The organism is Ruegeria sp. C8 (assembly GCF_056537565.1).
Genome location: NZ_JBQFRV010000004.1, coordinates 38,129 through 57,365, shown reverse-complemented (window position 1 = coordinate 57,365; position 19,237 = coordinate 38,129). Strand labels below are relative to the sequence as shown.

Here is a 19,237-nt window from a genome sequence, read left to right as displayed (position 1 = left end):
GTGGGGCTTTACCTGTCAAAGCGGCCAGAAGACAAGGATCGCGGGGATCGAAACAGCGATGATCAGGATCTCAAGCGGCAGACCCATGCGCCAATAGTCACCGAACCGATAGCCTCCAGGCCCCAGAACCAGCGTGTTGTTCTTGTGCCCGATCGGCGTGAGGAACGCGGCCGAGGCGGCAACGGCCACCGTCATCAGGAACGGATCGGGAGAGACCTCGAGCGTGCGGGCCATCTGGATGCCCACGGGGGCGGCGACAATGGCCGTGGCCGTGTTGTTCAGTACGTCCGACAGCGTCATCGTCACAACCATCAGAACGGTGAGGATGGCCCAGGCGGGCAGGCCATTTGTCAGCTGGATCAGGGCATTGGCGATCAATTCGGTGCCGCCTGAGGTCTCCAGCGCGCTGCCCAAAGGGATCATCGAGCCGAGCAGCACCACAACAGGCCATTCGATGTGATTATAGATGTCACTGATCGGCATGATTTTGGTCAGAACGTAGGCCACGACAACAAAACCCAGCGCGATGGGCAGGTAGATCAACCCGATGCTGGCCGCCAGAACCGCAGCGGCGAAGAGGCCGATGGCGAGCCACGCCTTTTCGTTCGCCGTCACGTTCAGCCCCCGCTGCGCCAGTGGCAGACAGCCCAGCCATTCTGTCACGTCGGCACCCCTGTCGCGGGGGCAGAGCAGAAGCAAGATGTCGCCGGCCTCGACCTCGGTCTTGCGGACCTGTTCAGTGATGCGGCGACCCTGGCGCGAGATGCCCATCAGAACCGTACTTTGCCGCCACGCCAGACCCAACCCTTGCGCGGTTCGACCGGTGATGCGCGCGCTTTCCGTGGCGACAACTTCGATCACCTCAAGCCCGTCGCCTTCTGCGGTCAGCATCTCTTGCCGACGGGTGTCCGAGAAATCCAGCTTAAGCGCCGCGCGGAACTCATCCAGCGCTTCGGGTCGCGCCTCCAGCACCAGCGCGTCGCCTTCTTTCAGCGTGGCGTGGGCGGACCGACCATAGCGCCGTTTGCCGTCTCGGATCAGGCCGATGATCGCTACGTCGGACTTTTCGGCATCCTCGTACAGCTCGCTAACACGCTTGCCGATATGAGGCGACTCGGGGGGTAGGGTGAGTTCGGCGATGTATTCGGCCAGCGCTTCGGTTGCTTCTTCCTGCGCGCCTCGGTTCGGGATCAGCCGCCAGCCGATGAGGGATACAAAAGCCAATCCGGCGATGGCCGCAATCCCGCCAACGGGCGCGAAGTCGAACATCTTGAACGGCTCGCCCAAGGTCTCGGCCCGGATCGAGGCGATGATGATGTTTGGCGGTGTCCCGATCAGGGTCGCCATGCCACCCAGGATCGTCGCAAAGCTGAGCGGCATGAGCGTCAGTCCCACCGCGCGCCCCGCTTTGCGCGCGGTTTGTATGTCTACCGGCATCAGAAGGGCCAGCGCGGCCACGTTGTTCATGAAGGCTGACAGAACTGCGCCGATCCCACCCATCAGTGCGATATGGGCGCCAAGCCCGCGCGAGGCATCCACGAGGGTGCGCGTGATCAGGAACACGGCCCCGGATCGGACAAGCCCGGCCGAGACCACCAGCACCAAGGCGACGATGATCGTTGCGGGATGTCCGAAACCAGCAAAGGCGTTGTCGACTGGCACAACACCCAGAGTCACCCCGATCATCAGGGCGGTGAAGGCCACAAGGTCATACCGGAAACGGCCCCAAAGGAGCATTCCAAAGACTGTAATGAAAAGCGCAAACAGAATGATTTGATCGGTCGTCATGCGGCCACCTTACCCTCAGATGGGCGTCCCGCAAGCCGCTCTCTTGATCCTTTGCCCTGCAAACGTCTATATGAGCGCCGAATACGCTAACATGATGACGAGGACGCACCATGGCAGGCCACTCCAAATGGGCCAATATCCAGCACCGCAAGGGACGTCAGGACGCCGCGCGGTCCAAACTGTTTTCCAAACTGTCGAAAGAGATCACCGTGGCCGCCAAGATGGGCGACCCCGATCCCGACAAGAACCCGCGCCTGCGTCTGGCGGTGAAAGAGGCCAAGTCAAACTCGGTCCCCAAGGACGTGATCGACCGCGCGATCAAGAAATCGGTTGCAGGCGAAGGCGACGAATACGAAGAAATCCGGTACGAAGGTTACGGCCCCAACGGTGTTGCCGTGATCGTCGAGACCATGACGGATAACCGCAACCGGACGGCCTCGACCGTGCGTTCGACCTTTTCCAAGAACGGTGGAAATCTCGGCGAGACCGGCTCGGTCGGGTTCATGTTCGACCGCAAGGGTGAGGTGGTTTATCAGGCGGATGCAGGCGACGCGGATACCATCTTTGAAGCTGCGATCGAGGCCGGTGCCGAGGATGTCGAAAGCTCGGAAGATGGTCATATCATCTGGTGCGCCGATACCGATCTGAACGACGTGTCGAATGCGCTGGAAGAGGCACTTGGCGAGTCCGAATCCACCAAGCTGGTCTGGAAACCAACCACGACCACTGAGCTGGGTCTGGAAGACATGCAAAAGCTGATGAAGCTGGTCGATGCGCTGGAAGATGACGATGACGTTCAGCGCGTGACAACCAATTTCGAAGCGACTGATGAGGTCATGGCGCAGCTCTGATCGCACTCAAAAACTGGTACCTGAAAGCCCGGCCCGTTTGGTCGGGCTTTTGTTTTTTGCTTCCGAAGTGTTGCTTGGCTGATCCGGCTCAAGCGAATACTCTTTGAAATGTGGGCGAGAAAACAAAAGGGCTGGCTTTGATGCCAGAGTGATTTATGGCGCGTGACCCGTCAGATCTGGCAAAACGCAACGTCCCGGTTCTCGCCGGGCAGAGCATTCTGTCTCAGGTCGCGTGGACCTTAGGCAGTCCGTCGGTGGTTTTACCGTTTCTGGCGGTCTCATTCGAGTTGCCGATGTTCATCGCTGGGGCGTTGGTCTCAGTTCGCATGGTCGGCAGCATGATCGCGGATTTCTTTCTGGCGCGTTCGATTGCCGCGCGGCCCGAGAAGAAACGCGGGATCGCGATGACCGAAATTGCAATCGGAACCTGCCTTTTGGTCGCCATGGGAGTGGCCGCCACAGGCGTCGTGCCGTTGATTGCCATTGCCTTCATTGCAGTCTTTTTCCTGATCGGGCTTATCGATGAGGTGCAGAACCTCATGTTAACCGATCTACTGGGCGATCATGTGCATTCGAAATCCCGAATGATGATGCAGTATTTGCAATTGGGGGCCGGTGGACTGGGCGCCATAGGGTTGGCACTTTTGTTGCATGAGTTGACCAAGGACAATCCGCCGTTTTCGCGCCACTCAGCCGTCATCGCTGTCTCCGCCACGTTCTTTTTACTGTCTGCCCTGTCGATCCTTGCGATGTTTGAGATCCGCAAGGCCAACAGTTCAGAATCCAATGAAGCCAAACACTTGGGCCTGTCTCTGAAGGCCAATATCAAGTCCATTTTCAGCATGTTCGACCATGCCTGGTTTCGCCGCTACCTGGTCATGCGCATGCCGCTTGTCGTGGTGTCCTTGTCGGTGCCGTTTTTCGCCCTGATTGCGGCCGAGGCGCATCATAGCTCGGCCAAGGGGCTGACCGCTATGATTGTGTCTTCGGCGTCTGGCTATCTTGTCTCGGCCCCGCTTTGGCAGCTGTTGAACATGAAATCCCATCGTACCGTTATGGTCGCAGGGACTTTGATGGTGGCGATCACGGGGATCGTCCTTTTGGCGTTTCACTATCTGGGCATCGACCACGAAGTTCACCTGCATGCGATTGCCCTGTTCATCGCAACGGTTGCCGTCACGGGGATCAGCAGCGCGCGCAAGCTCTACTTTCTTGACGTCGCCCCGAAAGAGCAGCGGGTTCAGGCCTCTGCCGCGATCAAAAGCATCGCACGCCTGACCGCTGTTGCCATGTCAGCCGCTTTGGCAGCGGTCGCGCATATGCATGAGGTTTCGCTGGCGGTTGCGTTCATTGTTCTGTGCAGTCTGGTCGCAACCGCTGCCTGTTACATGGTCGTCTTGCCCAAGCCAGCGACACCTGATTCGCAGGGCGGCTGAAGTCACCAGAGGCCCAATCAGAAGAACGACGAAATCTCGTCCAGAGGTTTCTTCATCTTGGCAACGGAGGGGACAGTCGCGGCCTCTGATGGGTGACCAACGGCGATAATCATTGTGGGCTTTTCCGATGCCGGCCGTCCCAGCGCGTCATTCAGGAACTTCATCGGGTTCGGCGTGTGCGTCAGCGTCGAAAGCCCGGCGTGATGTAGGGCGGCCAAAAGAAAGCCCGTTGCGATGTTGACGCTTTCGGGGACGTAGTAGTTTTTGTACCGCGTGCCATCTTCGAACTCACCCCAGCGCTGGGCGAAAACCACGATCAGCCAAGGGGCAATGGTCAGGTGTTCTTTGACTGCGTTGGTTCCGATGGGCTCAAGCGCTTTGATCCACTCGTCCCCTGCGCCGCCAGCATAGAAGCGACGCTCTTCTTCCTCGGCCTCTTCCCGGATGCGCTGTTTCAAAGCCGGGTCAGCGATGGCGGCAAAATGCCATGGCTGGTGGTTGGCCCCGGATGGCGCGGTGCCTGCGGTCCGCAAGCAGGCCTCAATCACTTGGCGATCAACGGGGCGGTCGATGAAATCTCGGATGGTATGGCGCTGGCGCATCTTGTCGTAGAATGCCTGAGCGGCCTGCTGCATCTCGGCATCGCTCATCTCGCTTCGATGGGGCAGGGGTATCGGATCATAGCTGAGCGCATCGCGTGAGAACATGGTCTTACTCCGGATTTTTGCTCTTTATCTGGCGGTCGGCATCCGGGATCAAGGCCTTTGCAGCGCCCCGTTTTACGGCTTTGGTCAAGGGGGTCAGAGCCGAGGCCAAAACGCGACCAACCTGCCAATTGAGGGGTACGTCCAAAGGCGCATCGGGCGCGACTTCGCAAAGCCTGCCATCCTGCAAAGCGTCGCGCACCAGGGGCTCGGGGTTCATGCCCCAACCCAATCCAGCAATAGCGGCATCGACAAACCCATGGGATGAGGGGACGAAATGCGAAGGCGGTGAGAGTCGCTGCCCGGTTTGGGCCGCCATCCAGACCCTCTGAAGGCTGTCCTTGCGGTTGAATACAAGGCAGGGCGCTTTTGCCAGCGATCGTGCGGTCAATCCCGCGCTGAACCAGCGCTTGGTAAATTCCGGGCTGGTCGTCGCGAGATACCGCATCGCGCCAAGGGCATGGGAATCACATCCGGTGACAGGTTGCCCTCCGACGGTGATTGCAGCACTGACCTCGCCACGGCGCAGCCAGTCTGCCGAATGCTCCTGATCGTCGATCACGAGATCGAACAACAGGTCCGGCACCTGCGTCATCACATCGATGAACCACGCAGCCAGAACATCTGCCGGAAGGGCGATGCGCACCCGCGCCGGACCGGGGCCGCTCTCCAAGGTCAATTCGCGTGCAAGTTGGGACTCCAGCAGTCCGATATCCTCGGCATGTTTGGCAATCCGCAGCCCGGCAGGCGTGGCGGTGCAGGGAGAGCCGCGATTGATCAGGCTGGTGCCGATGCGATCCTCCAACGCTTTGATCCGCTGGGAAATTGCCGAGGGCGTAACGGACAGCTCAGAGGCCGCCGCGTCAAAGCTCCCGTGCCGCAGAATCGCGGCCAGCGCGTCCAGGTGATGTGGATCGATGAACATTAGTCAGATTTAATCTTGTTCAGTATCTTTAATTTGATAGGCCGAGGCGAAGCCGCTAGTCAAACCTTCAAACGACAGGAGGTTTCATGTCAGCGCCCCTCATCGCTGGTTTTGTCCTTAGCTTCAGCCTGATTCTGGCCATTGGTGCGCAGAATGCGTTCATCCTACGGCAGGGTCTGCGGCGCGAGCATGTGTTTATCCTGTGCCTGACTTGCGCCGTATCGGACGCGATTTTGATTTCCGCCGGGATTGCAGGATTTGGCACGCTGGCACAGGCCGCGCCGTGGTTCGAGACTGTCATGCGCTTTGGCGGCGCCGCGTTTCTTACATGGTACGGATTACGCAGCCTTCGGTCAGCCTGGCAGGGCGGGGCGGCGATGGAAATGGGCGAGAGCCAACGCACAAGCCTGCGGTCGGCGATGCTGACCGTGCTGGCCTTCACCTGGCTGAATCCGCATGTCTATCTGGATACCGTGGTGCTGATCGGCTCGATTTCGGCCCAGTATGAGGACCGGTTCAGCTTTGCCATTGGGGCCGTGACCTCAAGCTTTGTTTTCTTCTTCACGCTGGGCTACGGGGCCAGGATATTGTCGCCGTTTTTCGCGCGCCCACGCGCATGGCAGGTGCTGGACGCGCTGATTGGGATTGTGATGCTGGGAATTGCGTGGAAGTTACTTGTCATGTGAAGGGTTGTTCTACCGGTAAATTCGGTGTTCAACCGGGACCATGACAACAGCTTCCGCCCCTTCGCGCCCCGTAGTGGGAATGTTCTGGATGTTCGCTGCGGGTCTGGCCTTTGTGGTGATGACGGCGCTGGTGAAATCACTCGGCTCGACTATGGACCCGATTCAGGCTGCGTTTTTGCGCTACGTTCTTGGGTTGGTGTTTCTGTTGCCTGCTCTGCGGTCGATCCTGGCAACGCGGTTGAGCAAGCGCGATCTCTCATTATTCGGGCTAAGAGGGGTCATCCACGGGGTAGCGGTCATGCTGTGGTTCTACGCGATGACCCGCATTCCTTTGGCCGAGGTGACGGCCATGAACTACATGACCCCGGTCTATGTCACGCTGGGCGCGGCCCTATTTCTGGGTGAGAAGCTGGCCTTTCGCCGATTGGCCGCCATTCTGGTCGCCTTGATCGGCGTGTTGATCATTCTGCGCCCCGGATTTCGCGAAGTTTCCAGCGGGCATCTCGCCATGCTGGGAACAGCGCTGACGCTGGGTGGGTCCTACCTGCTGGCCAAACTGCTGGTGCGGGATATCCCGCCCTCGGTCGTGGTGGCCCATCTGTCGATCTGGGTGACGCTGGCCTTGATCCCCTTTGCAATCGCGGTCTGGTCGCCGCCTACTCTGCGGGACATTGGGGTGCTGTTTCTGGTCGCAAGCTTTGCAACGGCAGGGCACTATTTCATGACGCTAGCGCTGCAGGCCGCGCCGGTTGCGGTGACCCAGCCGGTCACCTTCCTGCAGCTTATCTGGGCGACGACTGTCGGAGCCTTGGTGTTCCACGAAAGCGTTGACATCTGGGTCGTGGCTGGCGGTACGCTGATCCTGACCGCCGTCAGCTTCATTTCCTGGCGCGAAGCGGTGCTGAACAAACGCGATGTGACACCATCGGCTTTTGCACCCAAAGCATGAAAACATGCGTCCGAAAACGAGATTGATTGACGAGTCAATAAAAAGCGCCTAGCGTCGTCGGGAAATCCTGTTGCCCAGGGGGACGCGATGCCAAAAGTCGGAATGGAGCCTATACGCCGTGATGCGATCGTTCGTGCGACGATTGCCGAATTGGGCGTACAGAAATCTCTGGATGTGACCGTCAGCCAGATCGCCAAACGCGCGGGCATGTCCAGCGCGCTGGCGCACCATTATTTTGGCGGTAAGGATCAGATCTTTCTGGCCGCCATGCGGCAAATCCTGACGGATTTCGGCAAGGAAGCCCGGACCGAGCTGGCCGCCGCAGCCCCTGACCAACGGGCGCAAGCCATCATCCGCGCCTGTTTCGCCCATTCATGCTTCACCCCGGACGTGATTGCCGCGTGGATGACATTCTATGTCCTCGCGCAGACAAACGATGATGCCCTGCGGCTGTGGAAGGTCTATCAGGCGCGCATCCGCTCGAACCTGATCCATGCGCTGCGCCCCCAAATTGCCGAACCGATCAACGCGGCCGAGACCATGATTGCCTTGATCGACGGGCTGTATATCCACTCGGCGCTGAGCGCCCCGGAAGAACCTCAGCTGGCTGCCAATCACGCCTTGCGCGTCCTGAATACTCTGCTCGAGGGCGAAAAATGACAAAACCAAACATTCTGATCCTGATGGTGGATCAGCTGAACGGCACCTTGTTTCCCGACGGTCCGGCCGACTGGTTGCATGCGCCGAACCTGAAGAAACTGGCCGAACGCTCGACCCGTTTTGCCAATGCCTATACGGCCTCACCGCTTTGCGCACCGGGACGGGCGAGCTTCATGTCGGGTCAGTTGCCCTCACGCACAGGGGTTTACGATAACGCGGCCGAGTTCCGCAGCGACATCCCGACCTATGCACACCATCTGCGCCGCGCGGGTTACTACACTTGCCTGTCGGGTAAGATGCATTTTGTTGGTCCCGACCAGTTGCACGGGTTCGAAGACCGCCTGACCACCGATATCTACCCCGCTGATTTCGGCTGGACTCCGGATTACCGTAAACCGGGTGAGCGGATCGACTGGTGGTATCACAACATGGGTTCCGTCACCGGTGCGGGTGTGGCGGAAATCTCGAACCAGATGGAGTATGACGACGAGGTCGCCTATCACGCAAAGGCCAAGCTCTATGATCTCGCGCGCGGAAATGACGACCGTCCCTGGGCTATGACCGTGAGCTTTACGCACCCTCACGACCCCTATGTTGCGCGTCGCAAGTACTGGGATCTCTATGAGGATTGCGAGCATCTGCTACCCGAGATCTCTGATCTTGGCTATGACAATCAGGACCCGCATTCCAAGCGTATTTTCGACGCCAACGACTGGCGCAGCTTCGACATCACCGAAGAAGATATCCGCAAGTCGCGCCGCGCGTATTTCGCCAATATCTCGTACCTGGATGACAAGATCGGTGAGATCATCGAAGTGCTGGAGACGACACGCCAAGAGGCGATCATCATGTTTGTCTCGGACCATGGCGACATGCTGGGTGAACGTGGCTTGTGGTTCAAGATGACGTTCTTCGAGGGCTCGTCGCGCGTGCCGTTGATGATCTCGGCGCCGGATTTGCCTGCAGGCCTGATCGAAACACCTGTGTCGACCATCGACGTGACCCCGACGCTGGGCGCGCTGGCCGGTGTTGATATGGCCGAGATTGCCCCATGGACGGATGGCGAAGACCTCGTGCCTCTGGCCAAAGGGCAGGAGCGGACAGCCCCTGTAGCGATGGAATACGCGGCCGAGGCCTCTTATGCGCCGCTGGTCTCGTTGCGCTATGGCAAGTGGAAATACAATCGGTGCGCGCTGGATCCCGATCAGCTGTTTGATCTTGAGGCCGACCCGCATGAACAGAACAACCTCGCCGATGATCCCGCGCATGCCGGAACCTTGCAAACCCTGCGCGCCAAGTCCGAGGCGCGCTGGGATCTGGACCGGTTTGATGCGGATGTCCGCGCCAGCCAGGCGCGCCGCTGGGTTGTCTACGAGGCGTTGCGGCAGGGTGGGTACTACCCGTGGGACTACCAGCCGCTGCAAAAGGCATCCGAGCGCTACATGCGCAACCACATGGACCTGAATATCGTCGAGGAAAGCCAGCGGTTCCCGCGCGGCGAGTGACCTCTTCTTCTTTTTGAAAATACGCCCGCCGGAGGCAGAGCAGGTTTCGAAACCTCTCACGGCGGATCTATGGAGACGTGAAATGGAAGCAGATTTTGTCATTGTGGGTGCTGGCTCTGCCGGCTGTGCGATGGCCTATCGCCTGAGTGAGGCCGGGGCCTCGGTTCTGGTGATCGAACATGGGGGCACGGATGCCGGGCCATTTATTCAGATGCCCGCGGCGCTGAGTTACCCGATGAACATGTCGCTTTATGACTGGGGATTCAGCTCGGAACCCGAACCCAACATGAACAACCGCCGGATGGCCTGTCCGCGTGGCAAGGTGATCGGTGGGTCTTCCTCGATCAATGGGATGGTTTATGTGCGCGGCCACGCGCGGGATTTTGACACTTGGGCGGATATGGGGGCGGATGGCTGGTCCTATGCGGATGTGCTGCCTTACTACAAACGCATGGAAAACTGGCATGATGGCGGCCATGGCGGTGACCCGGAATGGCGGGGCAAGGATGGTCCACTGCATGTGTCACGCGGTCCGCGCAAAAACCCGTTGTTCCAAGCCTTCGTCGATGCTGGACAGCAAGCGGGCTATGAAGTCACGGGCGACTATAACGGCGAGAAGCAGGAGGGTTTTGGCCCGATGGAGCAGACCGTCTGGAAAGGACGGCGCTGGTCAGCTGCAAATGCTTATCTGCGACCTGCTCTGAAACGTCCCAACTGCGACCTTGTCAAAGGTTTGGCGTCGCGCGTTGTGATGGAAGAGGGTCGCGCAGTTGGTGTAGAACTGGTGCGTGGCGGCAAGAAAGAGGTCATTCGTGCCCGGCGTGAGGTTATTCTGGCCGCTTCGTCGATCAATTCGCCCAAACTGCTGATGCTCTCGGGGATCGGTTCGGCATCACATCTGGCAGAGCACGGCATTGACGTGATCGCCGACCGCCCCGGCGTGGGCGCAAACCTGCAGGACCATCTGGAGTTGTATATCCAGCAGGCCTCGTTGCAGCCGATCACGCTGTACAAGCACTGGAACCTGTTCAGCAAAGGTCTGATTGGCGCGCAGTGGCTGTTCACCAAAACCGGTCTTGGGGCCTCGAACCAGTTCGAGAGCGCGGCGTTCATCCGGTCGAACCCGGGTGTGGAATACCCCGACATCCAGTACCACTTCCTGCCAATTGCAGTGCGCTATGACGGTCAGGCCGCGGCCGAGGGGCACGGGTTCCAGGCGCATGTGGGGCCGATGCGGTCTCCGTCGCGTGGGGCTGTGACTTTGCGGTCGAACAAGGCTGAAGACGCGCCGGTGATCCGGTTCAACTACATGAGCCACGAAAAAGACTGGGAAGACTTCCGCAAATGCATCCGCCTCACCCGTGAGATCTTTGGTCAGGACGCCTTCAAACCTTATGCGGGCAAAGAGATCCAGCCCGGCGCTTCGGTGCAGACGGATGAGGAGCTGAATGCCTTCATCGCAGAGCATGCCGAGAGCGCCTATCACCCCTGTGGCACCTGCCGGATGGGGCGCGCGGATGACAAGAACGCCGTGGTCGACCCCGAAGGTCGTGTCATCGGTGTGGATGGTTTGCGCGTGGCGGACAGCTCGATCTTCCCGCAGATCACCAATGGTAACCTCAACGCGCCGTCGATCATGGTGGGTGAGAAGATGTCGGATCACATACTGGGCAAGGACGCGCTGCCGAAGGCCAATGACCGCCCGTGGATTCACCCGCAATGGGAGGTGGCGCAGCGCTGATTTGATCCGCGTCAAAGTGGGGTGGGGTGACATCCGATAAACCTGAATCGCAACGACATTTATTCAGGAGCGAACAGGAATGTCCCACACCCCGCATGAACTGGCCGAAGAGTTTCCGGACAAAGTTGAGGTGATGAGCCAGCTCAAGCAGACGGACGCTCATTTTGCGCGGCTGGCTGACGAGTATCACGAGATTAACCGCCGCGTTCACCGCGCCGAAACCAATATCGAGCCGGTGGAAGAACTGGCCGAGGGCGAGATGCGTAAGAAACGCGCCGCGCTTAAGGATGAAATCTGGGCGATCGTGTCCAAGGTTTAACGCCAACAGCGGGGGCTCTGCCCCCGCACCCCCGGGATATTTTGGCCAGATGACGATCAAGTGACCTCATAGGGCAGTGTGCCTCGGGTATGAGTGTCGATGGCCAAGCGCCGTTCCAGTGGCGGAACCGAGCGTTGGTGGCAATTTGCGCGCTCACAGATGCGGCAGGAAATGCCGATCGGTTCGTAGGCGCTGGCGTTGTTGATATCCAGATTATCTGCATAGACCAATGCTTCGGCGTGGCGGGTTTCGCAGCCCAATGCAATGGCATAGCGACGCACCGGCGCACCGAATGAGCCGCCGGGTTTTGAAACATCCCTCGCCAGCGAAATGTAGCGGACACCATCGGGCGTTTCCGCCAGTTGCCGCAGGAAATGCCCCGGAGTTTCAAAGGCGCGGTGGACGTTCCACAACGGGCAGGCACCGCCAAAGCGGGCAAATTGCAGCCGCGTGGCCGAGTGGCGCTTGGTAATCGTTCCGGCCTGATCTACGCGGACGAAGAAGAACGGGATGCCTTTTGCGCCGGGCCGCTGCAAAGTGGACAGGCGGTGCGCGACCTGTTCGATTGAGGCGCCAAAGCGGTTGCTCAGCATTTCCAGATCATGCCGGTCCTCTTGGGCGGCGGCCAGAAATGCGCTGTAGGGCATCAGGGACGCGCCCGCGAAGTAGTTGGCAAGGCCGATTTTGGCGATGGCGCGGGCCTCTTCACTCTGGAATTTGGCGAAATCGAGCGTGGCCTCTAACAGCTTGTCCTGACTGATGAGGGCAACCTGAAGCAGCAGTTGAAAGACCTGCGTTTGCGGTGCAGCGCGCGAGGACAGGCGCAGGGTTCTGCTTTCCTTGTCGTAGCTGCGCAACGGGTTGATGTCTGAGAAGATCACTTGAATGCCGCGTTCTTCCAGGCTTTGCAGCGCGGCCTGACGGATGCCGCCCGGGCCGTCGGCGCGTTTGGCAAACAGTTCGGCGGCGCGGTCAACCGCGTCGATGTAGTTGTCGCAATAGTGGAAGAAGTCGCGAACTTCCTCCCATGGGCTGGCTTGGGTGCGGGAGTCTTCGCGGCCTAGCGCTTCGTCTAGTGAGGCGAGGCGTTCGTGGGTTTGGCGATAGCTTCGGTGCAACTCGATAAAAGCACGGGCAAGAGCTGGGGCGTTTGAGGCGGTTAGGCGCAGATCAGCTAGTGGGGGGATATCGTCGGCAAAGACCGGATCGGCCAGCGCCTCACGCATATCCGAGACCAGCCGCTCGCTATCGCCCGTACTTAGCTCGGTCACGTCCATGCCGAACTCCTGCGCCAACGCCAGAACAACGGTGGTCGAGATCGGCCGGTTGTTGTTTTCCATCTGGTTCAGGTAGGGCAGGGAAACACCCAGTTTTGTGGCAAATTCCTTCTGGGTCAGCGTCAAGCGCGTGCGCATTTCGCGCAGTTTGGCGCCGGCATAGAGTTTTTGGGTGGCCATGGAAGTGCCTTTGCAACTTTTCTATTCCGGCACGTTAACTTTGCAAACCCTCTTGGGCAAGGCGTCTTAGAGGCCCAATTGCCGTTCGCGCCAAATGACCGAGCAGATCGCTGCGATGGCAAGGATCGCCGTGACCAGCATGAGCCAGAGCAGGGGCATTGCGCCTGTTTCGACGGTCAGTAGCGCCCCTGCCAGTGCGCTCAGGCCTGCTCCTCCGCCCAGCATGATTGCGCCGCTGAGGCCCGAGGCGGTGGCGGCCAGATGTGGTCGAACGGACAGGGCACCGGATGTTGCGTTTGGGATCGTCATCCCATTGCCCAATCCGACGAACGTCATGAAGCCGAAAAAACTGAGCGCTGTTCCGAAGCCTGTCAGGAACAAAGCGGCAGACAGGGCGACGCCGGCGGCGTTCAGCCAGGTTCCCCAAAGTACCATGCGGTTGATGCCGAACCTGACCGAATACCGCCCGCTGAAGAAGTTCCCCAAAAAATAGCCCAACGCGGGTGCGCCGAAATAGATACCGACTTCGGCCGCGCTCATGCCAAAGACTTCGGTTCCGATGAAGGGTGCGCCGCCCAGATAGGCAAAGAACGCGCCGGACGAGCACGCAGAGGAGAGGGAGTAGCCCCAGAACCGGGGAGACATGAGCAGTTCAGGGTATTCGCGAAATTGCTGCAGCAGGGTTTTACCGCTTTTGGCTGAGGTTTCCCCGAAATCGACATAGGTCAAGGCAAGGGTCAGGGCGCCCAAAGCGAAGGGCAGCCAGAAATTGGCTTTCCAGCCAAAGCTCTCTTCCAGTAACCCGCCTATGGCCGGGCCAATCATCGGGACTACGGCCATTCCCATGGTGACGTATCCGATCATCGAGGCCGCCTGATCCTGATCATACATGTCGCGAACCGCGGCCCGGCTGAGGACCATCCCGACCACCACGACCGCTTGACACATGCGGAAAAGTAGGAACACCTCGGCTGTCGGTGCATAGATGCAGCCAAGTGTCGCCAGCAGAAAGAGTGCGAGTCCCCAAAGCAAAACCGGGCGTCGTCCCGCCTTGTCTGCAATTGGCCCGATGATGATCTGCAGGACCGCGTTTACCAGCAGATAAAGGGCGATCGACAGTTGCATGACCTTGTAATGCGTGTCGAAATGTAGGGCCATGTTCGGCAGGCTTGGCAGGAATAGATTCATGCTCAGCGCCGACAGTCCCGAGAGAAGAACCAAAGTGCCGATTGTGGGTGGTGTGCGATAAGCCGACGACGTTCTGAACTGCATGGTTCGCTTGTATAGCTGTTGAGTAGGCAAAGGCCAGACGCTTGATGCTGTTGGTAGAAATTCGCAAATTTACAGTTTGAGCAAACGAGATTTTCAAAACTTTGCAAATTTGCCGAAAATACCTTTGGCTGAAGGGTAGCTAACTGTAGGGTCCGGTCAGATTTCACAGGGGACTATCGCCATGAAAGACATCCTTTCCGAGCTTGAAGAACGCCGCAACGCGGCCCGTCTGGGTGGTGGGCAAAAACGGATCGACGCGCAGCATGGGCGGGGCAAGCTGACCGCGCGCGAGCGGATCGAGCTGCTGCTGGACGAAGGCAGTTTTGAAGAATTCGACATGTTCGTCAGCCACCGTTGCACCGAATTCGGGATGGAAAAACAAAAGCCTGCCGGGGATGGTGTGGTCACCGGCTGGGGCACGATAAATGGCCGTATGGTCTATGTGTTCAGCCAGGATTTCACCGTGTTTGGTGGTTCGCTGTCGGAAACGCACGCCCAGAAGATCTGCAAGATCATGGATATGGCCGTGCAGAACGGCGCGCCGATCATCGGGATCAACGACTCGGGTGGTGCGCGAATCCAGGAAGGCGTCGCCTCGCTCGCGGGTTATGCCGAAGTGTTCCAACGCAACATCACCGCGTCCGGCGTGGTACCTCAGATCAGCGTGATCATGGGCCCCTGTGCGGGTGGCGCGGTATACAGCCCGGCGATGACGGACTTTATCTTCATGGTGAAGGACTCATCCTACATGTTCGTCACCGGCCCGGACGTGGTGAAGACCGTCACGAATGAGGTCGTTACAGCTGAGGAACTGGGTGGGGCTTCAACGCATACCAAAAAGTCCTCGGTCGCGGATGGCGCTTTTGAAAACGATGTCGAAGCTTTGGCCGAGGTGCGCCGACTGGTCGACTTCCTGCCGCTCAACAACCAGGAAAAACCTCCGGTTCGGCCTTTCTTTGACGATCCCAACCGTGTCGAAACCTCATTGGATACATTGGTACCGGACAATCCAAACACACCGTACGACATGAAGGAGCTGATCACGAAGATTGCGGATGAAGGCGATTTCTACGAGATTCAGGAAGACTTCGCCAAGAACATCGTCACTGGCTTCATCCGTCTGGAAGGACAGACTGTGGGTGTTGTGGCGAACCAGCCCATGGTTCTGGCTGGGTGTCTGGATATCGACAGCTCACGCAAGGCGGCGCGTTTTGTGCGCTTCTGCGACTGTTTCGAGATCCCGATTCTGACGCTGGTGGACGTGCCCGGCTTCTTGCCTGGGACGCAGCAAGAATATAGCGGCGTGATCAAGCATGGTGCCAAGCTGCTTTATGCGTACGGTGAGGCGACCGTACCGAAAGTGACCGTGATTACCCGTAAGGCCTATGGTGGCGCTTATGTTGTGATGGCCTCGAAGCATCTCCGTGGCGATTTCAACTATGCGTGGCCCACGGCTGAGATCGCGGTGATGGGTGCGAAAGGCGCGACCGAGATCATCCACCGCGCTGACCTCGGCGACGCTGAGAAGACCGCGCAGCATGTCTCCGACTATGAAGACCGTTTCGCCAACCCGTTTGTGGCGGCTGAACGCGGCTTTGTGGATGAGGTGATCATGCCGCAATCAACGCGCCGTCGTGTCTCACGGGCTTTTGCCAGCCTGCGCGGCAAGCAGTTGAAAAACCCGTGGAAAAAGCACGACAACATCCCTCTCTGAGTGTGCGGGGTGGGGCGACCCACCCAAATCCGCCGAAAATTGCGGTACTCCGCCGCGGTTTGCCCGAATTCAAGGCAGAATTGACAACGAGCGAAAAATCGTCGAATGATCCGATCCATCAGACATAGAACCGCGCGGGCACATAGCACTGCGCGCGCGATCCCGGAAGGAGGAGCCTGCCATTGGCGGGTCCGGGGTCGCGCCTTGGGTCTGATGTTTAGTATCCTGTCTCTGCCAAGCATTTCAGTGGCCGAAACCTCTCTGCCCGTGCCTTCAGGCCAACCCGTGCATCTGAGCGACGTTCTGTTGGACAACAACCCGGGAGAGCTGTGGGTGCGGTTCCGGTTCATCGCCCCAAAGATCGGCGCGACGGTGGGGCGGATCGGGTACGACGTGGCCTCAAACGATATGGAGCATCTGTGCCAGACGCTGGCGGTTGCCTATGTCGCCCAGCATGATTTGGACCCGGCCCTGGTGGTAATTTCACTGTCCGACCGCCCGATCCAATTCGGCGATGCCGCCCCCGATGCAACTCAGTTTTTCGAAGCCTACCGGCTGGAGCAGTCCCGGTGTATCTGGGAGGGGCTCTGACCATGATTTGTCGTCATGAAAGCAGAGCATCTCAGACAACGGATGCGGCTTTGGAGGTGCGCGCTATGACTTTTTCCCCTTTCGGGTGCGAATTCTTATTCCCGATGACAGCGGTCAACGAGGTGCTAGGATGTTGAAGCATCGGGGTTTTCCGGGCCGTCTGCCGGGGACGGATTTTCAATTCACTATCCGCCGTGCCAACCCTAAGGGCGTGACGCCGATCACCCGGCGTGAGCGGTTCCGCGACCGCAAACCTGCGGACCGTCGCGCAGATGCCGCCTTTATGGAGGCGCTTTGGCAGAACTTCGGGGATCAGCCCTTTGAACGCGGCAATCTGGATGCAGGGCGGCTGAGCTGGCTGTTTGAGCGTGAGGTCGTGCCAGCCGAAGATCCCTTCGACCCGGCTAGCTATGATGCGTTGTTGGTCATTGATCTGGACGCGGCACGTGCGTCTTTTCCCGAAGTTTTCGGGGTGGGCTGAGCGGTGATCCACCCTGTGCCTCATATCCTTGCCCGCATGGGTAAAACCCTGCCCGAAGACGGGCAGGGCGGGTATATGGCGTCAGAAGTTCAGCTGCGCGGCGACCTGAACCCGGCTGCCGTCGAAGGTGTCACCGGTTGTTGCGTCGTTGCGCTCACCATAGATGTACTCGGCGCTCAGCGTCAGGCTGTCGGTCGCCTGATAGAAGGCGTTGACGTGGATTGTCTCCAACTCGGTGAAGTTGAGGGATCCGCTGCCGTCCGAGAAGCTGTTGGTCGCCAGATCGTAGTCTTCCCGACCATAGGCGATGCCGACATTCCATTTCGCACCCAGATCCTGACGGAGCTCAATCGTGTAGCCGTCAACGTCATTGGCCTGGCCGTTGACGATGGCGTTGCCAAGGCCGATCAGGTAGGGGCCGATCGCTTGACCAGTCACGTAGTTGACCTGGAACAGACCGCCCTCCCATGGGCGAACCGATCCCGAAAGGGTCACGCCCCACTGGTCCACTTCGGTGGCACCATCGCTGGTTTCGGCTTTACCGTAGAGGCCCGAGATACGCGCGACGTAAGTACCGTCATTGTATTCAGCCGCCGCGGTCAAAACCGGGTCGTTCGAGTTCGAGCCGCTGACGTTTTCCTCGAGCGAAACGCTGAAATCAGTGTTCGTGCCGAAGCTGTTGGTATAGCGGATTTGCGGCTGACGGGCGAAGGCGATGCCAACCGGGCCGTTGAATTCAACCGACGTAGGGTAGGTGTCCAGCGGCTGGAAGTTTGTCCAGTACTGACCGATCAGCCAATTGTCACCAATGGTGATGTTGGCATGACGCAGACGCAGTTCGGCCGTGCCGTTGGAGGCAAACAGGTCCAGCTCCAACTGACCGCCGATGTCACCCAGGGCACTGGGCGTGCTGGTGCGCAGGCCGATGCGCGACTGGCGTACGGTGCTGCCGAAGGTTCCGCTGGTTGCGGTCGAAGGCTCGCCGATGACGTTCACGAACGCGGTGTCGCCCTGGTCGAAGTCGAAATCATAAAAGAAGTCGGCTTTGATGTAGCCGTAAAGGTCCAGGCTGGTGTTCCCAAGGCGGAAATCGCCATTCGCCGGACCGGCGCTGGAAGCCTCGAGCGCTTCGACCCGAGCCCGCAGAGCATCAAGCTCGGCCTGTGTTTGAGCGTCCTGAGCAAAGGCAAGCGTGCTGGTCACACTAAACGCAGTGGCAGCAAGCAGGATTGCCTTTTTTCTCTTTGTAAACATGTGGGTGTTTCCTTGTTTGCGAGTGTGCGTGGCCAAAGTTCCACGCGCCCAGCGATCAGGGAAATCACGAAAGAGGGACTGAAAACGCGTTTTTGCTCAAGTATTTGTGCTGAAAACAAGCTCGTGATTCACAGTAGGGTGAACAGATCGGTTAACCCACGGCATGTGCGCCAAAATAATCTGCGAACAGGTGTGAATGCCCGTGATGCTGCAGGCGCAGAAATCAAGGTAACGGCAGAGAAATGTAACGAAACTGTGACGGTTTGGGCGGGGTCGACGCAGCAAAATCGCACAACTCTTGTCGGCATGAATTTGCGCGGAGTTTCGCCTGTTGGGCAGATTCTGGCCGGAATCTTAGGTGGAAACAATAACTTGTTTGCAGACAAGATTGTGCAGTGCATTTTGATCCAGCCGTGCGACACTACTTTGCCTGCGTCGCACATGCACCTACTATTCCGTACCCCTTCCTTGCGCGGGCAGGCTTGTGTTCCCCACATCGTCCTGTCCGCGTTTTTCTTTGCACAAAAAACTGGCCTGAATGGGCATAAACCTGCGCAAAACGCTGATTTTACCTCGTTGTTATTGAATAACGGTGTTGAGTTCCTGCATCTGCCTTTAAGAGCAACACAAAAAACCACGAGGCAGACATCATGCGTATTTCAAAAATGTTCCTTGCACTGGCAACCTGTGCGGGCCTCTCGGCGTGCGGCGATACTCTCGGCGAACAGGCCATCCTGGGCGGCGGCGCGGGCGCTGTCGGGGCAGCCGTTCTCAGTGCCGATCCGTTGGTCGGTGCGGCCGTCGGGGCCGCAGGCAACGTGCTGTACTGTAAGACGCAGAACACCTGTAACTAACGCGAAATTTCGGGGCGCAAGCCGCCCCGTCCGTCGTCACGCATTGCACC

Annotated in this window: 18 protein-coding genes; 12 read left to right on the top strand and 6 right to left on the bottom strand. The window is 58.9% G+C overall.

Going from position 1 to position 19,237, the window contains the following annotated elements:
* Nucleotides 1-15: 15 nt before the first annotated feature.
* Complete coding sequence (locus tag ACR0KL_RS07185) at nt 16-1,788, bottom strand: SLC13 family permease (protein WP_170677185.1); 1,773 nt, start codon at nt 1,786-1,788, stop codon at nt 16-18.
* A 110-nt stretch (nt 1,789-1,898) separates the two neighbouring features.
* On the opposite strand from ACR0KL_RS07185, the gene ACR0KL_RS07180 reads away from it, so the two are divergent.
* Nucleotides 1,899-2,639: a YebC/PmpR family DNA-binding transcriptional regulator gene (locus ACR0KL_RS07180; RefSeq protein WP_170352472.1), complete on the top strand. Its 741-nt coding sequence runs from the start codon at nt 1,899-1,901 to the stop codon at nt 2,637-2,639.
* Nucleotides 2,640-2,794: 155 nt separating this feature from the next.
* Nucleotides 2,795-4,075 carry an MFS transporter gene (locus tag ACR0KL_RS07175; RefSeq protein ID WP_480776826.1) on the top strand — a complete coding sequence of 427 codons (1,281 nt, stop codon included), beginning with the start codon at nt 2,795-2,797 and terminating at the stop codon, nt 4,073-4,075.
* Nucleotides 4,076-4,092: 17 nt separating this feature from the next.
* On the opposite strand, the gene ACR0KL_RS07170 is transcribed toward ACR0KL_RS07175, so the two are convergent.
* Together ACR0KL_RS07170 and ACR0KL_RS07165 are read right to left on the bottom strand one after the other, a co-directional pair.
* Nucleotides 4,093-4,782, bottom strand: a complete 690-nt coding sequence (locus tag ACR0KL_RS07170) for a nitroreductase family protein (protein ID WP_480776825.1) — start codon at nt 4,780-4,782, stop codon at nt 4,093-4,095.
* 4 nt (nt 4,783-4,786) lie between these two features.
* Nucleotides 4,787-5,704 (bottom strand): LysR family transcriptional regulator ArgP, encoded by a 918-nt coding sequence (locus ACR0KL_RS07165; RefSeq protein ID WP_170677189.1) that lies wholly within the window; start codon nt 5,702-5,704, stop codon nt 4,787-4,789.
* 86 nt (nt 5,705-5,790) lie between these two features.
* On the opposite strand from ACR0KL_RS07165, the gene ACR0KL_RS07160 reads away from it, so the two are divergent.
* The 6 genes from ACR0KL_RS07160 (at nt 5,791) to ACR0KL_RS07135 (ending at nt 11,564) form a co-directional block, all read left to right on the top strand.
* Nucleotides 5,791-6,390 carry a LysE/ArgO family amino acid transporter gene (locus ACR0KL_RS07160; RefSeq protein ID WP_170677190.1) on the top strand — a complete coding sequence of 200 codons (600 nt, stop codon included), beginning with the start codon at nt 5,791-5,793 and terminating at the stop codon, nt 6,388-6,390.
* Nucleotides 6,391-6,430: 40 nt separating this feature from the next.
* The gene (locus ACR0KL_RS07155; protein ID WP_170691254.1) at nt 6,431-7,339 is read left to right on the top strand and encodes a DMT family transporter; all 909 of its coding nucleotides are present in this window, start codon (nt 6,431-6,433) and stop codon (nt 7,337-7,339) included.
* A gap of 87 nt (nt 7,340-7,426) precedes the next feature.
* Nucleotides 7,427-7,999 (top strand): choline-binding transcriptional repressor BetI, encoded by a 573-nt coding sequence (gene betI, locus ACR0KL_RS07150; RefSeq protein WP_170378015.1) that lies wholly within the window; start codon nt 7,427-7,429, stop codon nt 7,997-7,999.
* Nucleotides 7,996-9,504, top strand: coding sequence for a choline-sulfatase (gene betC / locus ACR0KL_RS07145; protein WP_480776824.1), 1,509 nt, complete (start codon nt 7,996-7,998; stop codon nt 9,502-9,504). Before betI ends, betC begins: the two co-directional genes overlap by 4 nt.
* Nucleotides 9,505-9,586: 82 nt before the next feature.
* On the top strand, nt 9,587-11,245 hold the full coding sequence (betA, locus tag ACR0KL_RS07140; RefSeq protein WP_170639395.1) for a choline dehydrogenase: 1,659 nt from the start codon (nt 9,587-9,589) through the stop codon (nt 11,243-11,245).
* Nucleotides 11,246-11,324: 79 nt separating this feature from the next.
* Entirely contained in the window at nt 11,325-11,564 is a 240-nt protein-coding gene (locus ACR0KL_RS07135) for an HP1242/YdcH family protein (RefSeq protein ID WP_170639396.1), read from the top strand.
* 56 nt (nt 11,565-11,620) lie between these two features.
* Here ACR0KL_RS07135 and ACR0KL_RS07130 read toward each other — a convergent pair whose 3' ends face one another.
* Nucleotides 11,621-13,021: a helix-turn-helix domain-containing protein gene (locus tag ACR0KL_RS07130; RefSeq protein ID WP_170378023.1), complete on the bottom strand. Its 1,401-nt coding sequence runs from the start codon at nt 13,019-13,021 to the stop codon at nt 11,621-11,623.
* Nucleotides 13,022-13,087: 66 nt separating this feature from the next.
* Entirely contained in the window at nt 13,088-14,293 is a 1,206-nt protein-coding gene (locus ACR0KL_RS07125; RefSeq protein ID WP_170677198.1) for a multidrug effflux MFS transporter, read from the bottom strand.
* Between the two features lie 181 nt (nt 14,294-14,474).
* On the opposite strand from ACR0KL_RS07125, the gene ACR0KL_RS07120 reads away from it, so the two are divergent.
* The 3 genes from ACR0KL_RS07120 to ACR0KL_RS07110 all read left to right on the top strand — a co-directional run bounded on the left by ACR0KL_RS07120 (nt 14,475) and on the right by ACR0KL_RS07110 (nt 17,079).
* Nucleotides 14,475-16,007, top strand: a complete 1,533-nt coding sequence (locus tag ACR0KL_RS07120) for an acyl-CoA carboxylase subunit beta (protein ID WP_170471793.1) — start codon at nt 14,475-14,477, stop codon at nt 16,005-16,007.
* A gap of 213 nt (nt 16,008-16,220) precedes the next feature.
* A complete protein-coding gene (locus ACR0KL_RS07115; RefSeq protein ID WP_480554784.1) occupies nt 16,221-16,598 on the top strand; it encodes a DUF6497 family protein in 378 nt (125 codons plus the stop codon).
* A 130-nt stretch (nt 16,599-16,728) separates the two neighbouring features.
* Entirely contained in the window at nt 16,729-17,079 is a 351-nt protein-coding gene (locus tag ACR0KL_RS07110) for a hypothetical protein (RefSeq protein WP_170471789.1), read from the top strand.
* Between the two features lie 81 nt (nt 17,080-17,160).
* Here the strand turns inward: ACR0KL_RS07110 and ACR0KL_RS07105 are convergent, their stop codons facing one another.
* Nucleotides 17,161-18,333 carry a DcaP family trimeric outer membrane transporter gene (locus ACR0KL_RS07105; RefSeq protein WP_170677200.1) on the bottom strand — a complete coding sequence of 391 codons (1,173 nt, stop codon included), beginning with the start codon at nt 18,331-18,333 and terminating at the stop codon, nt 17,161-17,163.
* A 650-nt stretch (nt 18,334-18,983) separates the two neighbouring features.
* On the opposite strand from ACR0KL_RS07105, the gene ACR0KL_RS07100 reads away from it, so the two are divergent.
* On the top strand, nt 18,984-19,187 hold the full coding sequence (locus tag ACR0KL_RS07100; RefSeq protein ID WP_170677202.1) for a hypothetical protein: 204 nt from the start codon (nt 18,984-18,986) through the stop codon (nt 19,185-19,187).
* Nucleotides 19,188-19,237 lie beyond the last annotated feature (50 nt).